Here is a 16059-nt window from a genome sequence, read left to right as displayed (position 1 = left end):
TTCTTCAGGTTGTAAAGCCGGCGGATCGTTTCGCGCTTGAATGTGTCTTCAAAAATGTCCTCTTCGAGTTCCTGAAGATCCTCGCGGAAACTGCGCACGATCGGCATGAAGTTGTCGACGATGAAATCGAGTACCGCATAAAGGGCGTAGCTGGGTCCGTAGATCAGCATGTCCGGCGACTGTTCGCAGGTACGCCGCGCGGGCGCGTACGAAAGCGAAGCGCCATGACGAACGGTGACCAGGTAACGCTTGCCGACGAAAATATGCGTTTCGCCGAACTGGATCGCTGCATTCACCACCTGGGCCGTCTGCGCAACGATAAACAGCGAATCGCCGTAAGCCTCTATTTTCGGTCGCTGATGCGCGTTGTGTGCGTCCTCGATAGCCAGGTCATGCAGCCCGAACTCCTCCTGCAGCTTCTCCAGCAAGGCCTCGTCGGGCTCGACCAGGCCGACCCATACGAAAGTATCCGGACGCTCGAGTACATCGCTGATCTCATCAAGAGTGATATCACCGATGCGCTTGCCATCAGTGTCGTAGGCCACGCAGTTGGCAACCATCGCGGCTGCTTCGACCGGCGAGGCGCAAGTGGAAGCGAGTATCGGGTTGGCGATCTTTTCCATGGTGCGCATCATCCTCGCCACAAATGGATCCGGCAATCCGGGCTTGCTGCCACGCTCACCGAACGCCGTGCATCAGACGCTTGATCAATGGCGTCAGGATCAGCACGACAATGCCGCTGCCGATTCCGATCTGGGCCGAAAACACGAAAAGATCATCGTACTTGGACAGCGCTTCGGCGACATCAAGCACGGCTCCTTCCGGGATTTCGATGGAAGACAACTTGCCGAGTTCGGCAGCAAGGATTTCCGAGTACGAGGTCCCAAGGAACCACCCTCCCATCATCAGGCCGACCACGCGCGGCACCGATAACTGGGTGACCGCCGAAAGACCAATGGGTGACAACAGCATCTCGCCAATCTCGAGGACGAAATAGGCCAGCACGAACCACCAGATATTGGTCAGGCCATTGGCCTCCGGGTTGCGCGCACTCCAGACCAGCACAAGGAAGGCGAGCCCCGCGAAAATCAGTCCGTAGGCCGACTTGGCAGGTTTGCTCGGATTGAGCCCGCGCGTTTCCAGACGCGGCCACAACCAGGCGAAGAACGGTGCAAGAACGAGGATGAAGAATGCGCCCAGAAAGGTCAGCTGACTCGCCGACCATTCGATGCCCAGAGCCTGGTGGTTCATCGCACGATCGGAAAACAGTACCCAGGAGCCGTAGGTCTGCTCGTACAGGGTAAAGAACAGCAGACAGAAGCCGATGAAGGTGAGCACGGCGAACATCTGGTCGCGCTCGACCCTGGTGCAGTGCTTGAACATGAACCAGAGGATGCCGCTGAACAGGCAGACGGATACCAGGTGCATGGACAGCACCACCGGTGTCGGCTCGAAAAATCCCGGGATAATAGCGAGAATCAGGGAATGCGCCTGGATCAGACCCCAGACCACGAACAGGCCGGCCAGCGCGCAAAGATAGATGACATGTTCACGAGATAGCGGACCGACCATGCGTTCGCGCAGCTTGACCGGATCGCGAGGCTCGGCGAACCCCATCAGGTACTTCTGCCCGTAAAGGAAATTGGCCAGGCCGGCGATCATGCCGACGCCGGCAGCGCCAAAACCCCAGCCCCAGCCATAGGTTTCGCCCAGCCAGCCACAGAGCAAGGCTGACACGGTCGCTCCGATATTGATGCCGGCATAGAAGATGCTGAAACCGGAGTCGCGGCGCGGATCGTTTTCCGGATACAACTGGCCAACAATGGTCGAAATGTTCGGCTTGAGGAATCCAACGCCCATGATGATCAGCGCAAGCGAAAAGTAGAAGACCTGCAACGCCCCCTCATCGCGCGTGATCACGCCGTCGACCATGGTGGCCTGGTCACCTTCGAAGGCCATGCCCAGATGCCCGAGCACAAGCAGGACACCACCGAAGACGACAGCCTTGCGCATGCCCAGCCAGCGATCCGCGACCAGGCCGCCGATAACCGGCATCGCATAAACGAGTCCGCCGTATGCACCGATCAGGTTGTATCCGAAGTCATCAGTGAACAGGTGGTACTTGACCAGGTACAACAGCAGCAGCGCCTTCATGCCATAGAAGGAGAAGCGCTCCCACATCTCGGTGAAGAAACAGATGTAAAGGCCCTTGGGATGGCCGAGGAATTCGGCACCGCGCAACGGCGATGGGTCGGCGGGAAGCTCTGGCGACATGCGGAAGTCCTGCAACAGTCAGAACCCGAGTATAGCCATGCCGCTGTTGGCGATGCCTCAGGCCACCCGTGCTTCCACTGGCGATGGCCAAGCGACGCTGCGCGGAGACACCTTCTGCCCCGGGACAGCCACAGGCCCCAGATAGCGATCCCGCTTTCTCGCCTTGACCTTGGCCAGATCGACGAGAATCAGGCCATCGATGGCATTCGCGAACGCAGGATCCACTCCAAATCCGAGGAAACGGGTGCCTCCCGGCTCGCACAGTTCGGTGTATTGCTTGTACAAGGTGGGTATGCGCACACCAAGCGCATCAAGACGATTGCGCAAGATGGGCATGGCTGAGTCCGCATCAAGTGAACCGAAATCAGGCGGCACATCGACATAGCGGAAAGGATTTGGCGTGCGGACCAGCGATTGCTTGTCACCAAAGTATCTGGAGTAGTAGGCAACCAGCCACTCCCTCGCCTCGGTCGGCAAGTTGGCGCTGATCGATACCGGACCAAACAGATAGCGGATCTCCTGGTGCTGGCGCAACCACGCGCCGATACCAACCCATAGATAGTCAAGGCTTCGTGTCCCCCAGTATTTCGGCTGCACGAAGCTGCGCCCGAGTTCCATGCTGCGTTCGATGGTTGGCAGCAAATGGCCGTCAAATGCGAACAGGCTGGATGTATAGAGTCCTTTCTGACCACGTGTGTCCAGCACCCGGGCGCAGGGCACCGCGCGGTAGGCACCGGCAATCTCGCTGGCCTGTGCATCCCAGAGCACGATGTGGTCGTACCAGCTGTCGTATGCATCCATGTCCATGCGCTTTCCCGTGCCCTCGCCAACTCGTCGGAAAGTCAGCTCGCGCAAGCGCGCAATTTCCCGAAGCAAGGGCGAATCACTGGCCAGACGTCCACCATGGATGCGCTTGCCATCGGCCGTTTCGCCGAGAAGTTCGAGCCGATCGAGGTCGGCGCGAATCGCCGCGATCGCTGGCCGATGAATCAGTGGTGCCATCGAGGATGTCCAGCGATCATCGCGACGACCGATGGAATACACCGCGCTGCGCACGTCGCGGCTGGTCCGGCCACGATCGCGGATGCCGCCGATCATTTCCTCCACGCCGCGCGGACATCCAACGCGTATGACAAGACGCTTTTCCTGCTGAAACATCTCACGTGCAAGCAGGGTTGTTCCAAGCGGCCTGAACAACGCAGAGACGCCGTAGAACAGGGCCGAATTCCGGCCTTCGATTCGAACCGGAACAATCGGCGCGCCAGCACGTTCCGCGAAACGCAGGAAGCCGTGGCGCCAGGGCGCATCACGTATGCCGAGCGCCGTCATTCGCGAGACTTCGCCGGCCGGGAAAACGATGATCGCCTCTTCACGTTCGAGCGCCGCGTCGATCTTGCGCAGGCTCTCGGCACCCGGTTTCGCGCCAAGCATGCGCAGCGGAATGAACAGGTCTGACAAGCCCTCGACTGCCGACAGGAAGTCATTGGCCACGATGCGTACATCCCGACGAACGCTGCCGACCATGGCGAGGAGCACCAGCGCATCAAGCCCACCGAGCGGATGGTTGGCTACGATCACGACAGCGCCTGCTTCGGGAATGCGTTCGCGCTCGACCTGATCAACAAGGTACCGGCAGTTGAGCCAGTCAAGTGCAGCTTCGACCAGCGCAAGGCCGCGCAGGTGCGCGTTCTCGCGAAGAAAGCCTTCGATTGCATCAATCCGTGACAGGCTTGCCAGGGATCGAACCAGGGGCCGGGTGATTCCGGCTCGACGACCTGAAAACCAGTGTGGAAAGCGCGCCTGGATCCTCGACTCAAGATTCAGCATGCAATGGGAATCCCGATTGACTGGAGGTTCGCATGCTGCGCATTGGAAGTTTCATGAGCGTGACCAGTTGCATCACGCCACTGTCACAGTCGGCGATCAGGATGGGCCCCGAAATGGCCCCTTCGGAAGCACATGCAATGCAGCCCAAACTGGTGGCTACCCCGGCAAGCCTGCGCGACCGCCTGGACCGACGCGTTTTCAATGCGATCTGGTCGCGCAACCTCGTTTACAACACCTGCTGGGAAGATCCTGCCGTCGACAACCAGGCGCTCGCGCTTGGCCACGATGACACCATGCTCGTGATCACCAGCGCCGGATGCAATGCGCTCGACTATGCCTTGCGCGCACCGCGGCGCATTCACTGCGTGGATGCCAACCCGCGCCAGAATGCACTGCTCGAACTCAAGATTGCGGGTATTCGCAGTCTCGCCCATGAAGACTTCTTCGCCATCTTCGGCGAAGGCTACCACCCGCGCTTCGAGTGCCTCTACCTGGAACGTCTGCGCGCCGGACTCTCGCCTTTCGCCCAGGACTACTGGGATCGGCACGCGAACTGGTTCACGAGCCGGCGGGGGAGCTTCTATTTCCACGGACTCTCCGGCCTGGTAGCGCGCATTGCCCGTGGCTGGTTTCGCGCGAGGCCTGGATTGCACGCAGCCACCAACGACCTGCTAGCGGCCAGCGACCTCGAAGAACAGCGGCGCATCTATGACGAACGTGTGTCTCCCTTGCTTTGGGGCAAGGTAGTGAACTGGCTGATCTCGCGTCAATTCGTCATGAACCTGCTGGGAGTGCCACACCCGCAGCGCCGACTGGTCGAAGCGCAGCACGAAAATGGCGTCGCCGGATTCATCCACGAATCGATCCGCCACGTGTGTCGCCAGTTGCCGCTGACCAACAACTACTTCTGGCGTGTCTACCTGACCGGCCGCTACTCACCCGAATGCTGTCCGGAGTACCTCAAGCCGGCAAACTTCGAACGCCTCAAGAGCGGTCTGGTCGACAGCATCCGCGTGCACACGAGCACGGTGACCGCGTTTCTCAAGGCAACCGATGAGCAGATCAGCCGATTCGTGCTCCTCGATCACATGGACTGGATGAGTTCCTACTATCCGGATGCACTGCGCGAGGAATGGGAAGCCATCCTGGAACGCGCCGCGCCGCAGGCACGCATCCTCCTGCGCAGCGCGCAAAGCAGGCCGGAATGGCTGGACGCGCTGACGGTTGGACCGGGCAACCGAACCCTGCGCGAAACCCTGAATTTCCACGACGACATGGCCGACGCCTTGCAACCCACTGATCGAGTGCACACCTACGCTGGCTTTGTGATCGCCGATGCGCCGGTTTGAAACCATTCGTGCCGACTTTCCCATCCTGTGCTCGATGCTGCGCGGGATGCCAAAGTCGGCCAACCAGGCAGACAGCCTGGCCGCATTCTATGCGCCACAAGTCGATTCCTACGATCGTTTCCGCGAGCGCCTGCTGCAAGGACGCGAACAACTGATCGCCAAGATTCCGCTGGTCGAGGGCACGCGACTGGTCGACCTCGGCGGCGGCACCGGACGCAATATCGAATTCTTTGGCGATCGCGCATCCAGGATCGCGAGCTATGAGGTTGTCGATCTTTGCGAACCGATGCTTGCACAAGCCAGGAGGCGGGCGATCACCTACCCACAGATGCACGCCGTCCATGGCGATGCGACCTGCTGGAAGCCCTCGCAGAGCGCGGATGTCGTCATCCTTTCCTACGCATTGACGATGATCCCGAACTGGCGCGCAGCCATCGTCAATGCCGTGTCAATGCTCAAGCCGGGCGGCATGCTGGGCGTCGTTGATTTCTATGTCGCCAGCGAGCAGCCACTGCCCGGTTGCAGCCATCACTCCTGGTTCACGCGCCGCTTCTGGCCAACCTGGTTCGGACACGACGGTGTGCGGCTCGACAGTGCGCAATTGCCGACCTTGTGCACGATCCTGCCCACCTGCGAGTTGACCGAAACCTGCGCAGCAGTGCCGTATCTGCCACTGCTGCGGGTGCCCTACTATTCGTTCATCGGGCGCAAGCCGTGAAGTCCACGCGGGTACGCTCCGTCTTCATTTCCGACGTACACCTCGGTACCCGCGCTTGCCAGGCCGATCGCCTGCTCGAATTCCTGCGCGCCTATTCCGCCGAGAACCTTTTCATGGTCGGCGACATCATCGATTTCTGGGCCATGAAGCGCGAGGTACGCTGGACACCGGCGCAGAATACGGTCGTACAGAAGATCCTGCGCAGAGCACGCCAGGGCGAGCAGGTCTATTTCATACCCGGAAACCACGATGAAGCGCTGCGCGAGCATCTTGGCATTCGCATTGGCGACATCGCCGTGGTCGGAGAACACGTGCATACCATGGCCGATGGCAAGCGCTACCTGATCCTGCACGGCGACGAGTTCGACCAGGTCACCCGCTACCACCGCTGGGTCGCCGTACTTGGCGACATTGCCTACAACGGCCTGGTACGAATCAACGTCTGGCTATCCTGGCTTCGCCGTCGGCTAGATATTCCGGGTTACTGGTCGCTGGCTGGCTATGCCAAACGCAAGGTAAAGATTGCGGTCAGCTTCATCGGGGATTTCGAGAGCTCGGTGGCACGAGCGGTGCGTGAACGCGGCCTAGATGGCGTGATCTGCGGACATATCCACGTCGCCGCAATGCGCAGGGTCGATGGTATCGACTACGTCAATTGTGGCGACTGGGTGGACAGTTGTACCGCGATCGTCGAGCACCACGATGGACGACTCGAACTGGTGGAGTGGGAAAAAACCGGCGCAGGACCGCTGGACAGGGAATTGCAATCGGCGCTGCAGGATCTGGCGAATGCGCCAGCCAATTCGGGATTGCCGGCACGCATGGAGCAGTGAACCAGTCGCATCCTGCTCAGAACGAAGTCAGGACGCCGAGGAAATCCTCGCCATAACTGGCAAGCTTCTTTTCACCGACGCCACTGATCGTGGCCAGCTCTCCGAGTGACTGCGGCTGCTCGCGCAACATCTGCAGCAACGTGGCATCGGCAAAGATCCGGTAAGCGGGAATGCCCTGCTCCTTGGCGAGACGAGCCCGGGTGTTGCGCAGGGATTCCCAAAGTGCGGACTCGTGCGGAGCGATGTCGATACTCTGCCTTGCACGAGAACTGCGGTCCGTTTTCTGCCTGGCCTTGCGCTCGACCTTGTCTGCGACGTGGCGCATTTGCACTACGCATTCGCCACGCAACACTGCGCGACTCGCATCGACCAGGCGCAAGGTGCCGTAGCCTTCATCATCCGGAGCGAGCAATCCGGCTGCGACCAACTGGCGGAAGATCGCGCTCCATTGCCGGTCATCGAACTCTGCACCAATACCGAAGGTGCTGAGCTGATCGTGGCCGAACTTGTTTACCTTCTCGCCATCCACCCCGCGCAACACGTCAATCAGGTGCTTTACGCCGAAGCGCTGCCCGGTTCGATACACGCAGGACAAAGCCTTTTGTGCAGCAACGGTGGCATCCCAGGTTTTCGGAGGATCGAGACAATTGTCGCAGTTGCCGCAACTGTCCGAAGGCGCTTCGCCGAAGTAGCTCAACAACTGGCGACGACGGCAGCCGGTGCTCTCTGCGTAGCCAATCAGCGCATTGAGCTTGCTGCGCTCGACGCGCTTGCGCTCTTCTCCAGAATCGGATCTCGAAATGAATTGCGACAAGGTGACAACATCACCGAGGCCATAGGTCATCCATGCCTCCGAAGCGAGCCCGTCACGACCGGCTCTTCCGGTTTCCTGATAGTAGCCCTCAAGGCTCTTGGGCAAATCGAGATGCACCACGAAACGTACATCAGGCTTGTCGATGCCCATGCCAAAGGCAATCGTGGCAACCATGACCACGCCGTCTTCGCGCAGGAAGCGCTGCTGGTTGCCGGCACGTGCAGCGGCATCCATGCCGGCATGGTAAGGCAGGGCCACGAATCCGTCCTCGACCAGCGCTGCCGCAGTCGCCTCGACCTTGTTGCGGGAGAGACAGTAGACAATGCCTGCTTCATCGCGATGACTGGTCAGAAAATCCTTCAGCTGACGACGCGGATTGTCCTTCTCGACCACGCTGTAGCGAATATTCGGACGATCGAAACTGGCAACGAAACTTCGCGCCGATTCAAGCCCGAGCCGTTCGATGATCTCGCGTCGGGTCGGCACATCAGCCGTAGCGGTCAGGGCAATGCGAGGCACCTGCGGAAACCGTTCATGCAGGACGGTCAGCTGTCGGTACTCCGGACGGAAATCGTGCCCCCATTGCGAAACGCAATGAGCCTCGTCAATCGCGAAGAGGCTGATCTCCACCTGACCCAGCAGATCGAGGAATCGACCGGTCATCAACCGTTCGGGGGCCACATAGAGCAACTTGAGGTCACCGGTACGCAGTTGTTGCTCGACAACGCGCTGGGCGTTCGCATCAAGGCTGGAGTTGAGAAAGGCCGCTTCTATGCCGAGCTGGTGCAGGGCTTCGACCTGGTCCTGCATCAAGGCAATCAGCGGCGACACGACAATGGCCGTGCCGGGCCGCAAGAGGGCTGGAATCTGGTAGCACAGCGATTTGCCGCCACCGGTCGGCATCAACACCAGGGCATCGCCGCCTTCGCTGATACGCTCGATGATGGCTTGCTGATCGCCGCGAAAGGCCGCATAACCAAAAATCGTGTTGAGGATGTTCAATGGCGATTCGTACATGCCGACGATGCTAGCAGTTGGATGCATTTGGCGTGGAGTTTTGTGAATCGATCGACAGCTGAAGCGCGCTGGCACGACAATCGGCACCATGGGCAACTTTCTGACCCCGCCCTACAGACGAATGCAGGCTGCAGGGAACCAGGCAGGATGAACGGAAACAGACGACCCAAGCGCAGTATTTTCCCTGGCCTCGCCGCACACTGCCGGGACTCCCGCAAGTTGTCGAACTCATGAAAGGCAGATTTCTTGCTCTGATTTACCTGACCAGCCTGTGGGTGGATCCGGCACTGGCCGATCCACCGCCACGTTTCCCGCCGGGATCCGTGTGGCACCAGAATGTCTCTACTGCGGCGCTGCATCCCGATTCGACTTCGATGATCAGCACCCTGGGCGGATGGGGCAACGGCAATCGTTTCCAGATCGACTTCTCGCTGAATGTCTATCCACACGCTGCGGCTGGAACGCCGATGCGCTCCGTCGTTGCGCATGCCGGGTCCGGCGAATATTACTCACCCGATTGCGAGGCACTGCCAGCCAGCATGCCGGTGCCAGCCGATGCAGCATTCGAAGGCCAGAGCGGTCTCAGCTGCAACAACAATGACGAGGATTGCCACCTCATCGTGCGCCAGGGCAATCTTCTTTACGAATTGTATTCGGGCAACTATTCCGGTGGCGTGCTGAACGCGCGTTGCCTCGTGGTCTGGAAGTTGAACGCCGTTTACCCCCCTGAAGGACGCGGCGAACACTGCACCAGCTCCGATGCGGCGGGTTTCCCGATTGCGCCCCTGCTCGTGAATGCCGACGAGGTCGCTGCCAACATGGGCAACGCCAGTTCCGATCTCGGCCACGCGATCCGCTTCATCCTGCCGAATTCGAGCATGGCCAGGGATGCTTCGCTGGGCGGTATCGGCGGACGCTTGTATGTGAGGCCCGCTTCGCATGCCGGTGGACCGAGCGGTCTGGTCGGTTCGGTTCCCTATGGCGTGCGCATGCGCCTGAAGTCGAACTTTGACATGTCAGGTTACAACGCCGCGGCACAGGTGATCCTGCGAACCATGCAGCGCTACGGCATCGTGCTTTCCGATGGTGGCAATATCGCCCTGACCTTCGAGTCCGATCGCAATACCACGGCCAAATGGAACGACGTGGGCATCAATGCCCACACATTCTGGAATGGCAGCAACGGTGCCACACCGGTACTGGTCAGCCACTTCGAAGTCATCGATACCGGACCACGCATTGCCGAAACCTGGAACTGCGTGCGCAGCACGGTAGTAGTCGCCGACGTGATCTTCGAGCATGGCTTCGAGATATCGGCCCAGGAGCTCCCGGACTAGCACCGGCACAGGCCACGGCAGCGGTGTGGCGGTGTCCGTCACCGGGCTGCCCACCTATACTGGGGCCCTTGTTGTTGAAGGATCCGGCCCATGCGCACTCTTTTCTCACTGCTACTCGCCCTGCTTCTCTGGGCACCGCCGGCGTTCAGCTCCGACGACTACACGCAATCAATCGAACAATGGCGAGAGAAACGCATCGAGTCGCTGCACAAGCCGGATGGCTGGTTCAGCTACGCTGGCTCCGGCATCGTCAATCTCGGCAAAAGCACCGTGGGAAGCGCCAGTGACAATGACATCGTGTTGCCAAAGGGACCCGCGCGACTAGGCACCCTGACCGTCAACAAGGCCGGCACCGCGAGGTTCAGTGCCGCGCGTGACAGCGGCGCCCTGATTGACGGCAAACCCATCAAGGGCAAGGTCGTGCTCAAGGACAAGGCAGCCGATGGCAAGCCCACGCGTGTCACCGTTGGCGATGCCTGGTTTTATCTCGTGCCCATGGACAATGTTATCGGCTGGCGGTTTCGGGATCCCGACTCGCCGGCGCTACGCGCATTCAACGGCATAGACTTCTTCCCGATCGATCCGAGCTGGCGCGTGGAAGCCGATTGGATACCGTACGACCCGCCTCGCGAAATCGAACTGGTAACCATCATCAATACGCTGAATCAGGCCAGCATCCCGGGCAAGGCCGTATTCGAGCGCAATGGCGAGCAATACACGCTAGAACCCGTGCTCGAGGATGATGGTTCGCTGTTTTTCATTTTTGCCGACAAGACCAGCGGCAAGCAAACCTACGGTGCAGGCCGGTTCCTCTATACGGAGATGGCTGCGAACGGCAAGGTGACGATCGATTTCAACAAGGCCTACAACCCGCCATGCGCACTGTCTCCGCACGTCGTCTGCCCGACCGCACCGGCACGAAATCGGCTGCGACTCCCTGTCGAAGCGGGTGAAATGGTCTATTCGAGTCCGCTCAAGTAACCCATGCCACAACACGCGTATCGCTCGATAGCCATGCCCGTTCGCGGTCGATAGGCAACAACCGGATCCGATGACAATCCGCCCCCGTCGATCGATCATCCTGACCCGGCTCGCGTGCCTGGGCCTGTCACTGGCTTGCGGCATGGTCAACGCCGCCGATGTTCTGGTGTTCGCAGCGTCGAGCCTGAAACCTGCCCTGGATACGATCCTCGAAACGCCGGCAGCGCGGGCGCTCGGCAACATTTCAGTGAGCTACGCAGCCACCTCGCAGCTGGCTCGTCAGATCGATCATGCGGCTCCGGCATCGCTGTTCATCTCTGCGGATCCTGACTGGATGGATCATGTGGAGAAAGGCGGCCACGTTGTTGCCGGAACGCGAAGCAACCTGCTCGGCAATGCCATCGTCCTGATTGCACCCGCAGCGAGTCCGCTTGAACTCGCGATCAAGCCGGGCTTCGATCTTGCAGGTGCCCTGGGTACGGATGGGCGCCTTGCCATCGGCGAGCCGGCCAGCGTTCCGGCCGGACGCTACGCAAGAGCAGCACTGGTTTCGCTGGGCGTATGGACCCAGGTCGAGGATCGAATCGTGCCCGCCCTTCATGTACGCGCTGCGTTGAATTTCGTCGTGCGCAATGAGGCTCCGCTCGGCATCGTCTATCGATCCGATGCAGTCTCGGAAAATCGCGTGAGGGTGGTCGGCACCTTCGCTGCATCGACCCACCCGTCCATTGTCTATCCGGTGGCCTTGCTGCGTGGCGGCGACAACAAGGCATCGCGCGAACTGCTTGCCCTGCTCCGGTCAACACAGGCGCTGACGATCTTCACCCGATTCGGTTTCGAAGAGCCTGCACCGTGATGAGCCTGACGCCCGCGGAATGGAGCGCGCTGGGACTGAGCCTGCGCGTCGCTTCGATCAGTGTCGTGGTTTCACTGCCTTTCGCACTGGGCCTGGCCTGGCTGCTTTCACGCAAGCAATTTCCCGGCCGCCTGTTGCTCGAGTCGCTGATGTTCCTGCCGCTGACCCTGCCCCCCGTGGTCACCGGATACGCCTTGCTGGTCCTGTTCGGGCGCCACGGCTGGATCGGTGAAGCGCTGGCCCAGATTGGTATCGTGTTCGCGTTTCGCTGGACAGGTGCCGTGCTGGCCGCCGCGGTGATGGGTTTTCCACTGCTGGTGCTTTCGATTCGTGTCGCCTTCGACCAGGTCGACCAGCGCCTTGAACGGGCCGCTGAAACCCTGGGTGCCAGTGCCTGGCGGCGATTCGTGACGATCGTCGTGCCTCTGTCCAGGCGCGGCATCATCGCGGGCTGTGTCCTGGCCTTCGCTCGCGCATTTGGCGAGTTCGGCGCAACGATCACGTTTGTGTCCAGCATTCCTGGCGAAACCCGCACCTTGCCGATAGCGATCTACGAATTGATGAGCCTGTCGGATGGCGATGGCGGCGTACAGCGACTGACCGTCGTCGCCCTGATCGTCGCATTCGCTGCAACAGCCGTGGCGGCCGCCATGGGCGGAGCCTTGTGGGGGCGCCGTCGCCGTGATTGAAGTACGCCTGGGCCATGATTTCCCCGAACTTCGCATCGATGTCGAATTCGCCGGCCGAACGCGTTGCCTGGCCTTGTTCGGCGACTCGGGCGCGGGCAAGACAACCATTCTCGACGCGATCGCCGGCCTGCTAGAGGTTCAGACGGGGCGCATCGTGCTTGATGAACACGTGGTGCTGGACCGGGCCCTCGGCATCGATGTACCGCCGTCGGAACGCGGAACCGGCTATGTATTCCAGGACGGTCGCCTGTTTCCCCACCTGAGCGTGCGTGACAACCTGCTCTACGGGGCGCGCTCGCGAAGACAGCACGCCGGGCAATTCGATCATCTGGTCGAACTGCTCGACCTGGGCCCGCTGCTGCAACGCCAGCCTCCGACACTTTCAGGCGGAGAACGCCAACGGGTCGCCATCGGCCGCGCCCTGGTTGCCGAGCCGCGTGTACTCCTGCTTGATGAACCACTCACCGGACTGCATCGCGAGGCGCGCCTGCAGGTCCTCGAGCACCTGCGCCAGCTGAAACACCAGCTGAGCGTGGCCACCGTTCTGGTTTCGCATCAGGCGGACGAAGTTTGCGCACTGGCCGATGAGGTTGTACTCGTGCAAGCCGGCACCGTGCGTGCACAGCTGGATGTCGAGGTGTTCGCCGCGACACACCTGCCTTCGATGGCAAAGTTCTGCTGATCAACCCGCGAACTGCCGGTGGCGAGTCTTTTCTGTGTGCCCCCAACACGCTACGCTAGGGATATTCGAACGATCGTTTGAGGATCCCAATGAAACTTCCAATCCTGCTTCTTGCAACGATAACTGCACTGGTCCTGAGTGCGTGTGGCAGCGGCCCGGTCAAGCGCGTCAGCCCACCCACTGCCAGCATCCAGGAATTGACGATACAAGCCGATGGCAACTGGAAGCTGCTGATCCGCGTGCAGAATTTCAGCAATGTGCCGATGACCTTCAGTTCGATCAATGCCGAGCTGCAAGTCAACGGGAGCGAAATCGGCCAGGTTTCCAGCGGGCTTGCCCTGGACGTGCCAGGTGAGAGCGCCGATGTCTTCACCGTGACCCTCGCACCCACTGGCATGGTTCGCCCGGCAGACACCGGCATCGCCTATCGGCTGCACGGAAAGATCGAAAGCAGCGAGCCAGCCGGCACATTCGACTTCGAGCGCAAGAGCCACCTGTCACCGACACCAGGCCTGCCTGGCACCTGGCGCTGAACTGGCTGAGTCCAGGGAAGCGCCAGCCGAGACGAGAGTTCGGCTGTCCGAGGACATATTTTTACGTTTTACAGACCCAAAGTGGTTCCAACGGTCAAAAAGCAGCGGATAGTGGACCGCACAGGCGGGCTCACAGGCCTGCCAAGTAGACACCGACAGCCTGCCAGCGCCCACCCTGCTGAAGGCCGCAAAAAAATACCCGGGAACAGACATGACTCAATACAACGCACCGCTCAAGGACATCCGATTCGCACTCAACGAGGTGCTTGGCGCCGAAGCGTTGTTCCAGCGCTTGCCAGGATTCGAATCAGCCACGCCCGACATCGTCGATGCCGTGCTTGAGGAAGCTGCCCGCTTCGCCGAGCAGGTACTTGCGCCGATCAATGCCAGCGCCGATCAGGAAGGCTGCACACTCGACAAGGCCACTGCCAGCGTGCGCACCCCGAAGGGCTTCAAGGAAGCCTATGAGAAATTTGTCGAAGGCGGCTGGCCGGCTCTGACGACACCGGCCAGGTTCGGCGGCCAGGAATTGCCCGAGACGATTGGCGTGATCTTCAAGGAGCTCATCGACGCCGCGAACATGTCGTGGAGCAATTTTCCCATGCTTTCCCACGGCGCCTGCGAGGCGCTCAAGGTGCACGGCGAGAAGTGGCAGCAGGATGCGTTCCTGACTCCGATCACCGAAGGACGCTGGACCGGCACGATGTGCCTGACCGAGCCACAGTGCGGGACCGATCTAGGCTTGCTGAAAACACGCGCCGAACCGAATGCCGATGGCAGCTACCGTATCAGCGGCACCAAGATTTTCATCACGGCTGGTGAGCACGACCTGACCGACAACATCATCCACCTGGTCCTGGCTCGCCTTCCCGATGCGCCACCCGGTGTCAAGGGCATCTCGCTTTTCATCGTGCCGAAATTCAAGGTGGCCAAAGACGGATCGGTTGGCGAACGGAATTCGCTTGCAGTCGGATCGATCGAACACAAGATGGGCATCCATGCCTCGGTGACCTGCGTCATGAATTTCGACGCTGCCGAAGGCTGGTTGATCGGCGGCCCGAACAAGGGCCTCAACGCGATGTTCACCATGATGAACACCGCGCGCATGGCGGTCGGTGTACAGGGCCTCGGCCTCATTGAGCGCGGTTACCAGAACTCTCTGGACTACGCGCGCAACCGCCTGCAGATGCGCGCAGCAACCGGAGCCAAGTTCCCGGACAAGCCTGCCGATCCATTGATCGTGCACGCCGATGTGCGGCGCATGCTGCTGACCCAGAAATCGTTTGCCGAAGGCTGCCGGGTATTGGCCTTGTATGCCTACATGCAGCACGATATTTCGACCCACGCGCCGACCGAAGAAGAACGCAAGCGTGGCGAGGAGCTGGTCTCGTTCCTGACCCCGATCGTCAAGGGCCTGCTCACTGAACTCGCCCAGGAATCGACGTACGATGCAGTGCAGATTTACGGCGGCCACGGCTTCATCACCGAGACCGGCGTCGAACAGTTCTCCCGCGACGCCCGCATCACCACGCTTTACGAGGGCACCACCCAGATCCAGGCCAACGACCTGCTCGGACGCAAGATCCTGCACCTGCAGGGTTCTGGCCTGAAGCACTTCCTTGGCGAGATTTCCGAGTTCTGCCAGGCCAAGACGAGCAAGGCCGGGCTTGGCGAGTTCATCGCACCGCTGGCCATCGTGACCAAGGAATGGAGCGACCTGACCCAGGGGATTGCCAAGAACGCGCAATCCAATCCCGAGGAGGTCGGCGCTGCCGCGGTCGATTACCTGTTCTATTCAGGTTATGTCGCACTTGCCTATTGCTGGGCCCGCAGCATTGCTGCCCTGGATGGCTCTGCGCAGCCCGAGGAGTTCAAGCAGGCCAAGCGGCACACAGCCCGCTTCTACTTCACCCGCATCCTGCCAAGAATCCATACTCATGGTGCCGCAATCCGTGCCGGTGCGGATACACTGATGGCCATGCCCGCCGAGCAGTTCGGCTAGACGATTTCCAACAACCCGCAGGGGATAGCAAGATGGATTCGGTCGCCAATATTCATGTTCGACTCGCCGATACCGACGATGACGAATTCATACTCGGCCTGGTCAATCGTTTCGTTGATGGTTTCCAACTTCCGCCCTGGCGACGAC

At 60.5% G+C, this 16059-nt stretch carries 14 protein-coding genes; 10 read left to right on the top strand and 4 right to left on the bottom strand.

The window, feature by feature from the left end:
* The 3 genes from WBP53_RS15355 to WBP53_RS15345 all read right to left on the bottom strand — a co-directional run.
* Positions 1 to 560, bottom strand: a 560-nt coding sequence (locus tag WBP53_RS15355) for a CorA family divalent cation transporter (RefSeq protein WP_423930473.1), incomplete at its 3' end; no start/stop codon positions are given.
* Between the two features lie 118 nt (positions 561 to 678).
* A complete protein-coding gene (locus tag WBP53_RS15350) occupies positions 679 to 2274 on the bottom strand; it encodes a peptide MFS transporter (protein ID WP_423930469.1) in 1596 nt (531 codons plus the stop codon).
* 57 nt (positions 2275 to 2331) lie between these two features.
* Positions 2332 to 4101 (bottom strand): lysophospholipid acyltransferase family protein, encoded by a 1770-nt coding sequence (locus WBP53_RS15345; RefSeq protein WP_423930467.1) that lies wholly within the window; start codon positions 4099 to 4101, stop codon positions 2332 to 2334.
* Between the two features lie 32 nt (positions 4102 to 4133).
* Between WBP53_RS15345 and WBP53_RS15340 the strand changes: the two genes are divergently transcribed.
* The 3 genes from WBP53_RS15340 to WBP53_RS15330 are packed head-to-tail and all read left to right on the top strand — an operon-like array spanning position 4134 to position 7001.
* Positions 4134 to 5450, top strand: a complete 1317-nt coding sequence (locus WBP53_RS15340; RefSeq protein WP_423930465.1) for a DUF3419 family protein — start codon at positions 4134 to 4136, stop codon at positions 5448 to 5450.
* A complete protein-coding gene (locus WBP53_RS15335) occupies positions 5437 to 6168 on the top strand; it encodes a class I SAM-dependent methyltransferase (RefSeq protein WP_423930463.1) in 732 nt (243 codons plus the stop codon). Before WBP53_RS15340 ends, WBP53_RS15335 begins: the two co-directional genes overlap by 14 nt.
* Positions 6165 to 7001 (top strand): UDP-2,3-diacylglucosamine diphosphatase, encoded by an 837-nt coding sequence (locus tag WBP53_RS15330; RefSeq protein WP_423930461.1) that lies wholly within the window; start codon positions 6165 to 6167, stop codon positions 6999 to 7001. The genes WBP53_RS15335 and WBP53_RS15330 overlap by 4 nt, the downstream gene beginning before the upstream one ends.
* 16 nt (positions 7002 to 7017) lie before the next feature.
* Here the strand turns inward: WBP53_RS15330 and recQ are convergent, their stop codons facing one another.
* Positions 7018 to 8832, bottom strand: a complete 1815-nt coding sequence (recQ, locus tag WBP53_RS15325; protein ID WP_423930471.1) for a DNA helicase RecQ — start codon at positions 8830 to 8832, stop codon at positions 7018 to 7020.
* A 230-nt stretch (positions 8833 to 9062) separates the two neighbouring features.
* Here recQ and WBP53_RS15320 point away from each other — a divergent pair, with 230 nt between their 5' ends.
* From WBP53_RS15320 to WBP53_RS15290, 7 genes are all read left to right on the top strand, one after another.
* Positions 9063 to 10169: a hypothetical protein gene (locus WBP53_RS15320; protein ID WP_423930459.1), complete on the top strand. Its 1107-nt coding sequence runs from the start codon at positions 9063 to 9065 to the stop codon at positions 10167 to 10169.
* Positions 10170 to 10259: 90 nt separating this feature from the next.
* Complete coding sequence (locus WBP53_RS15315; protein WP_423930457.1) at positions 10260 to 11150, top strand: DUF1684 domain-containing protein; 891 nt, start codon at positions 10260 to 10262, stop codon at positions 11148 to 11150.
* A gap of 70 nt (positions 11151 to 11220) precedes the next feature.
* Complete coding sequence (gene modA, locus WBP53_RS15310; protein WP_423930455.1) at positions 11221 to 12006, top strand: molybdate ABC transporter substrate-binding protein; 786 nt, start codon at positions 11221 to 11223, stop codon at positions 12004 to 12006.
* Positions 12006 to 12695, top strand: coding sequence for a molybdate ABC transporter permease subunit (gene modB, locus WBP53_RS15305; protein ID WP_423930453.1), 690 nt, complete (start codon positions 12006 to 12008; stop codon positions 12693 to 12695). Before modA ends, modB begins: the two co-directional genes overlap by 1 nt.
* Positions 12688 to 13377, top strand: coding sequence for an ATP-binding cassette domain-containing protein (locus WBP53_RS15300; protein WP_423930451.1), 690 nt, complete (start codon positions 12688 to 12690; stop codon positions 13375 to 13377). The genes modB and WBP53_RS15300 overlap by 8 nt, the downstream gene beginning before the upstream one ends.
* Before the next feature lie 89 nt (positions 13378 to 13466).
* A complete protein-coding gene (locus tag WBP53_RS15295) occupies positions 13467 to 13910 on the top strand; it encodes a hypothetical protein (RefSeq protein ID WP_423930449.1) in 444 nt (147 codons plus the stop codon).
* Between the two features lie 211 nt (positions 13911 to 14121).
* Positions 14122 to 15912, top strand: a complete 1791-nt coding sequence (locus WBP53_RS15290; protein ID WP_423930447.1) for an acyl-CoA dehydrogenase C-terminal domain-containing protein — start codon at positions 14122 to 14124, stop codon at positions 15910 to 15912.
* Positions 15913 to 16059: the final 147 nt, after the last annotated feature.

It is taken from the genome of Dokdonella sp. (assembly GCF_049593775.1).
Lineage (GTDB): Bacteria > Pseudomonadota > Gammaproteobacteria > Xanthomonadales > Rhodanobacteraceae > Dokdonella.
The sequence above is the reverse complement of the archived record's forward strand: the minus strand, read 5'-3'. Positions and strand labels throughout refer to the sequence as shown.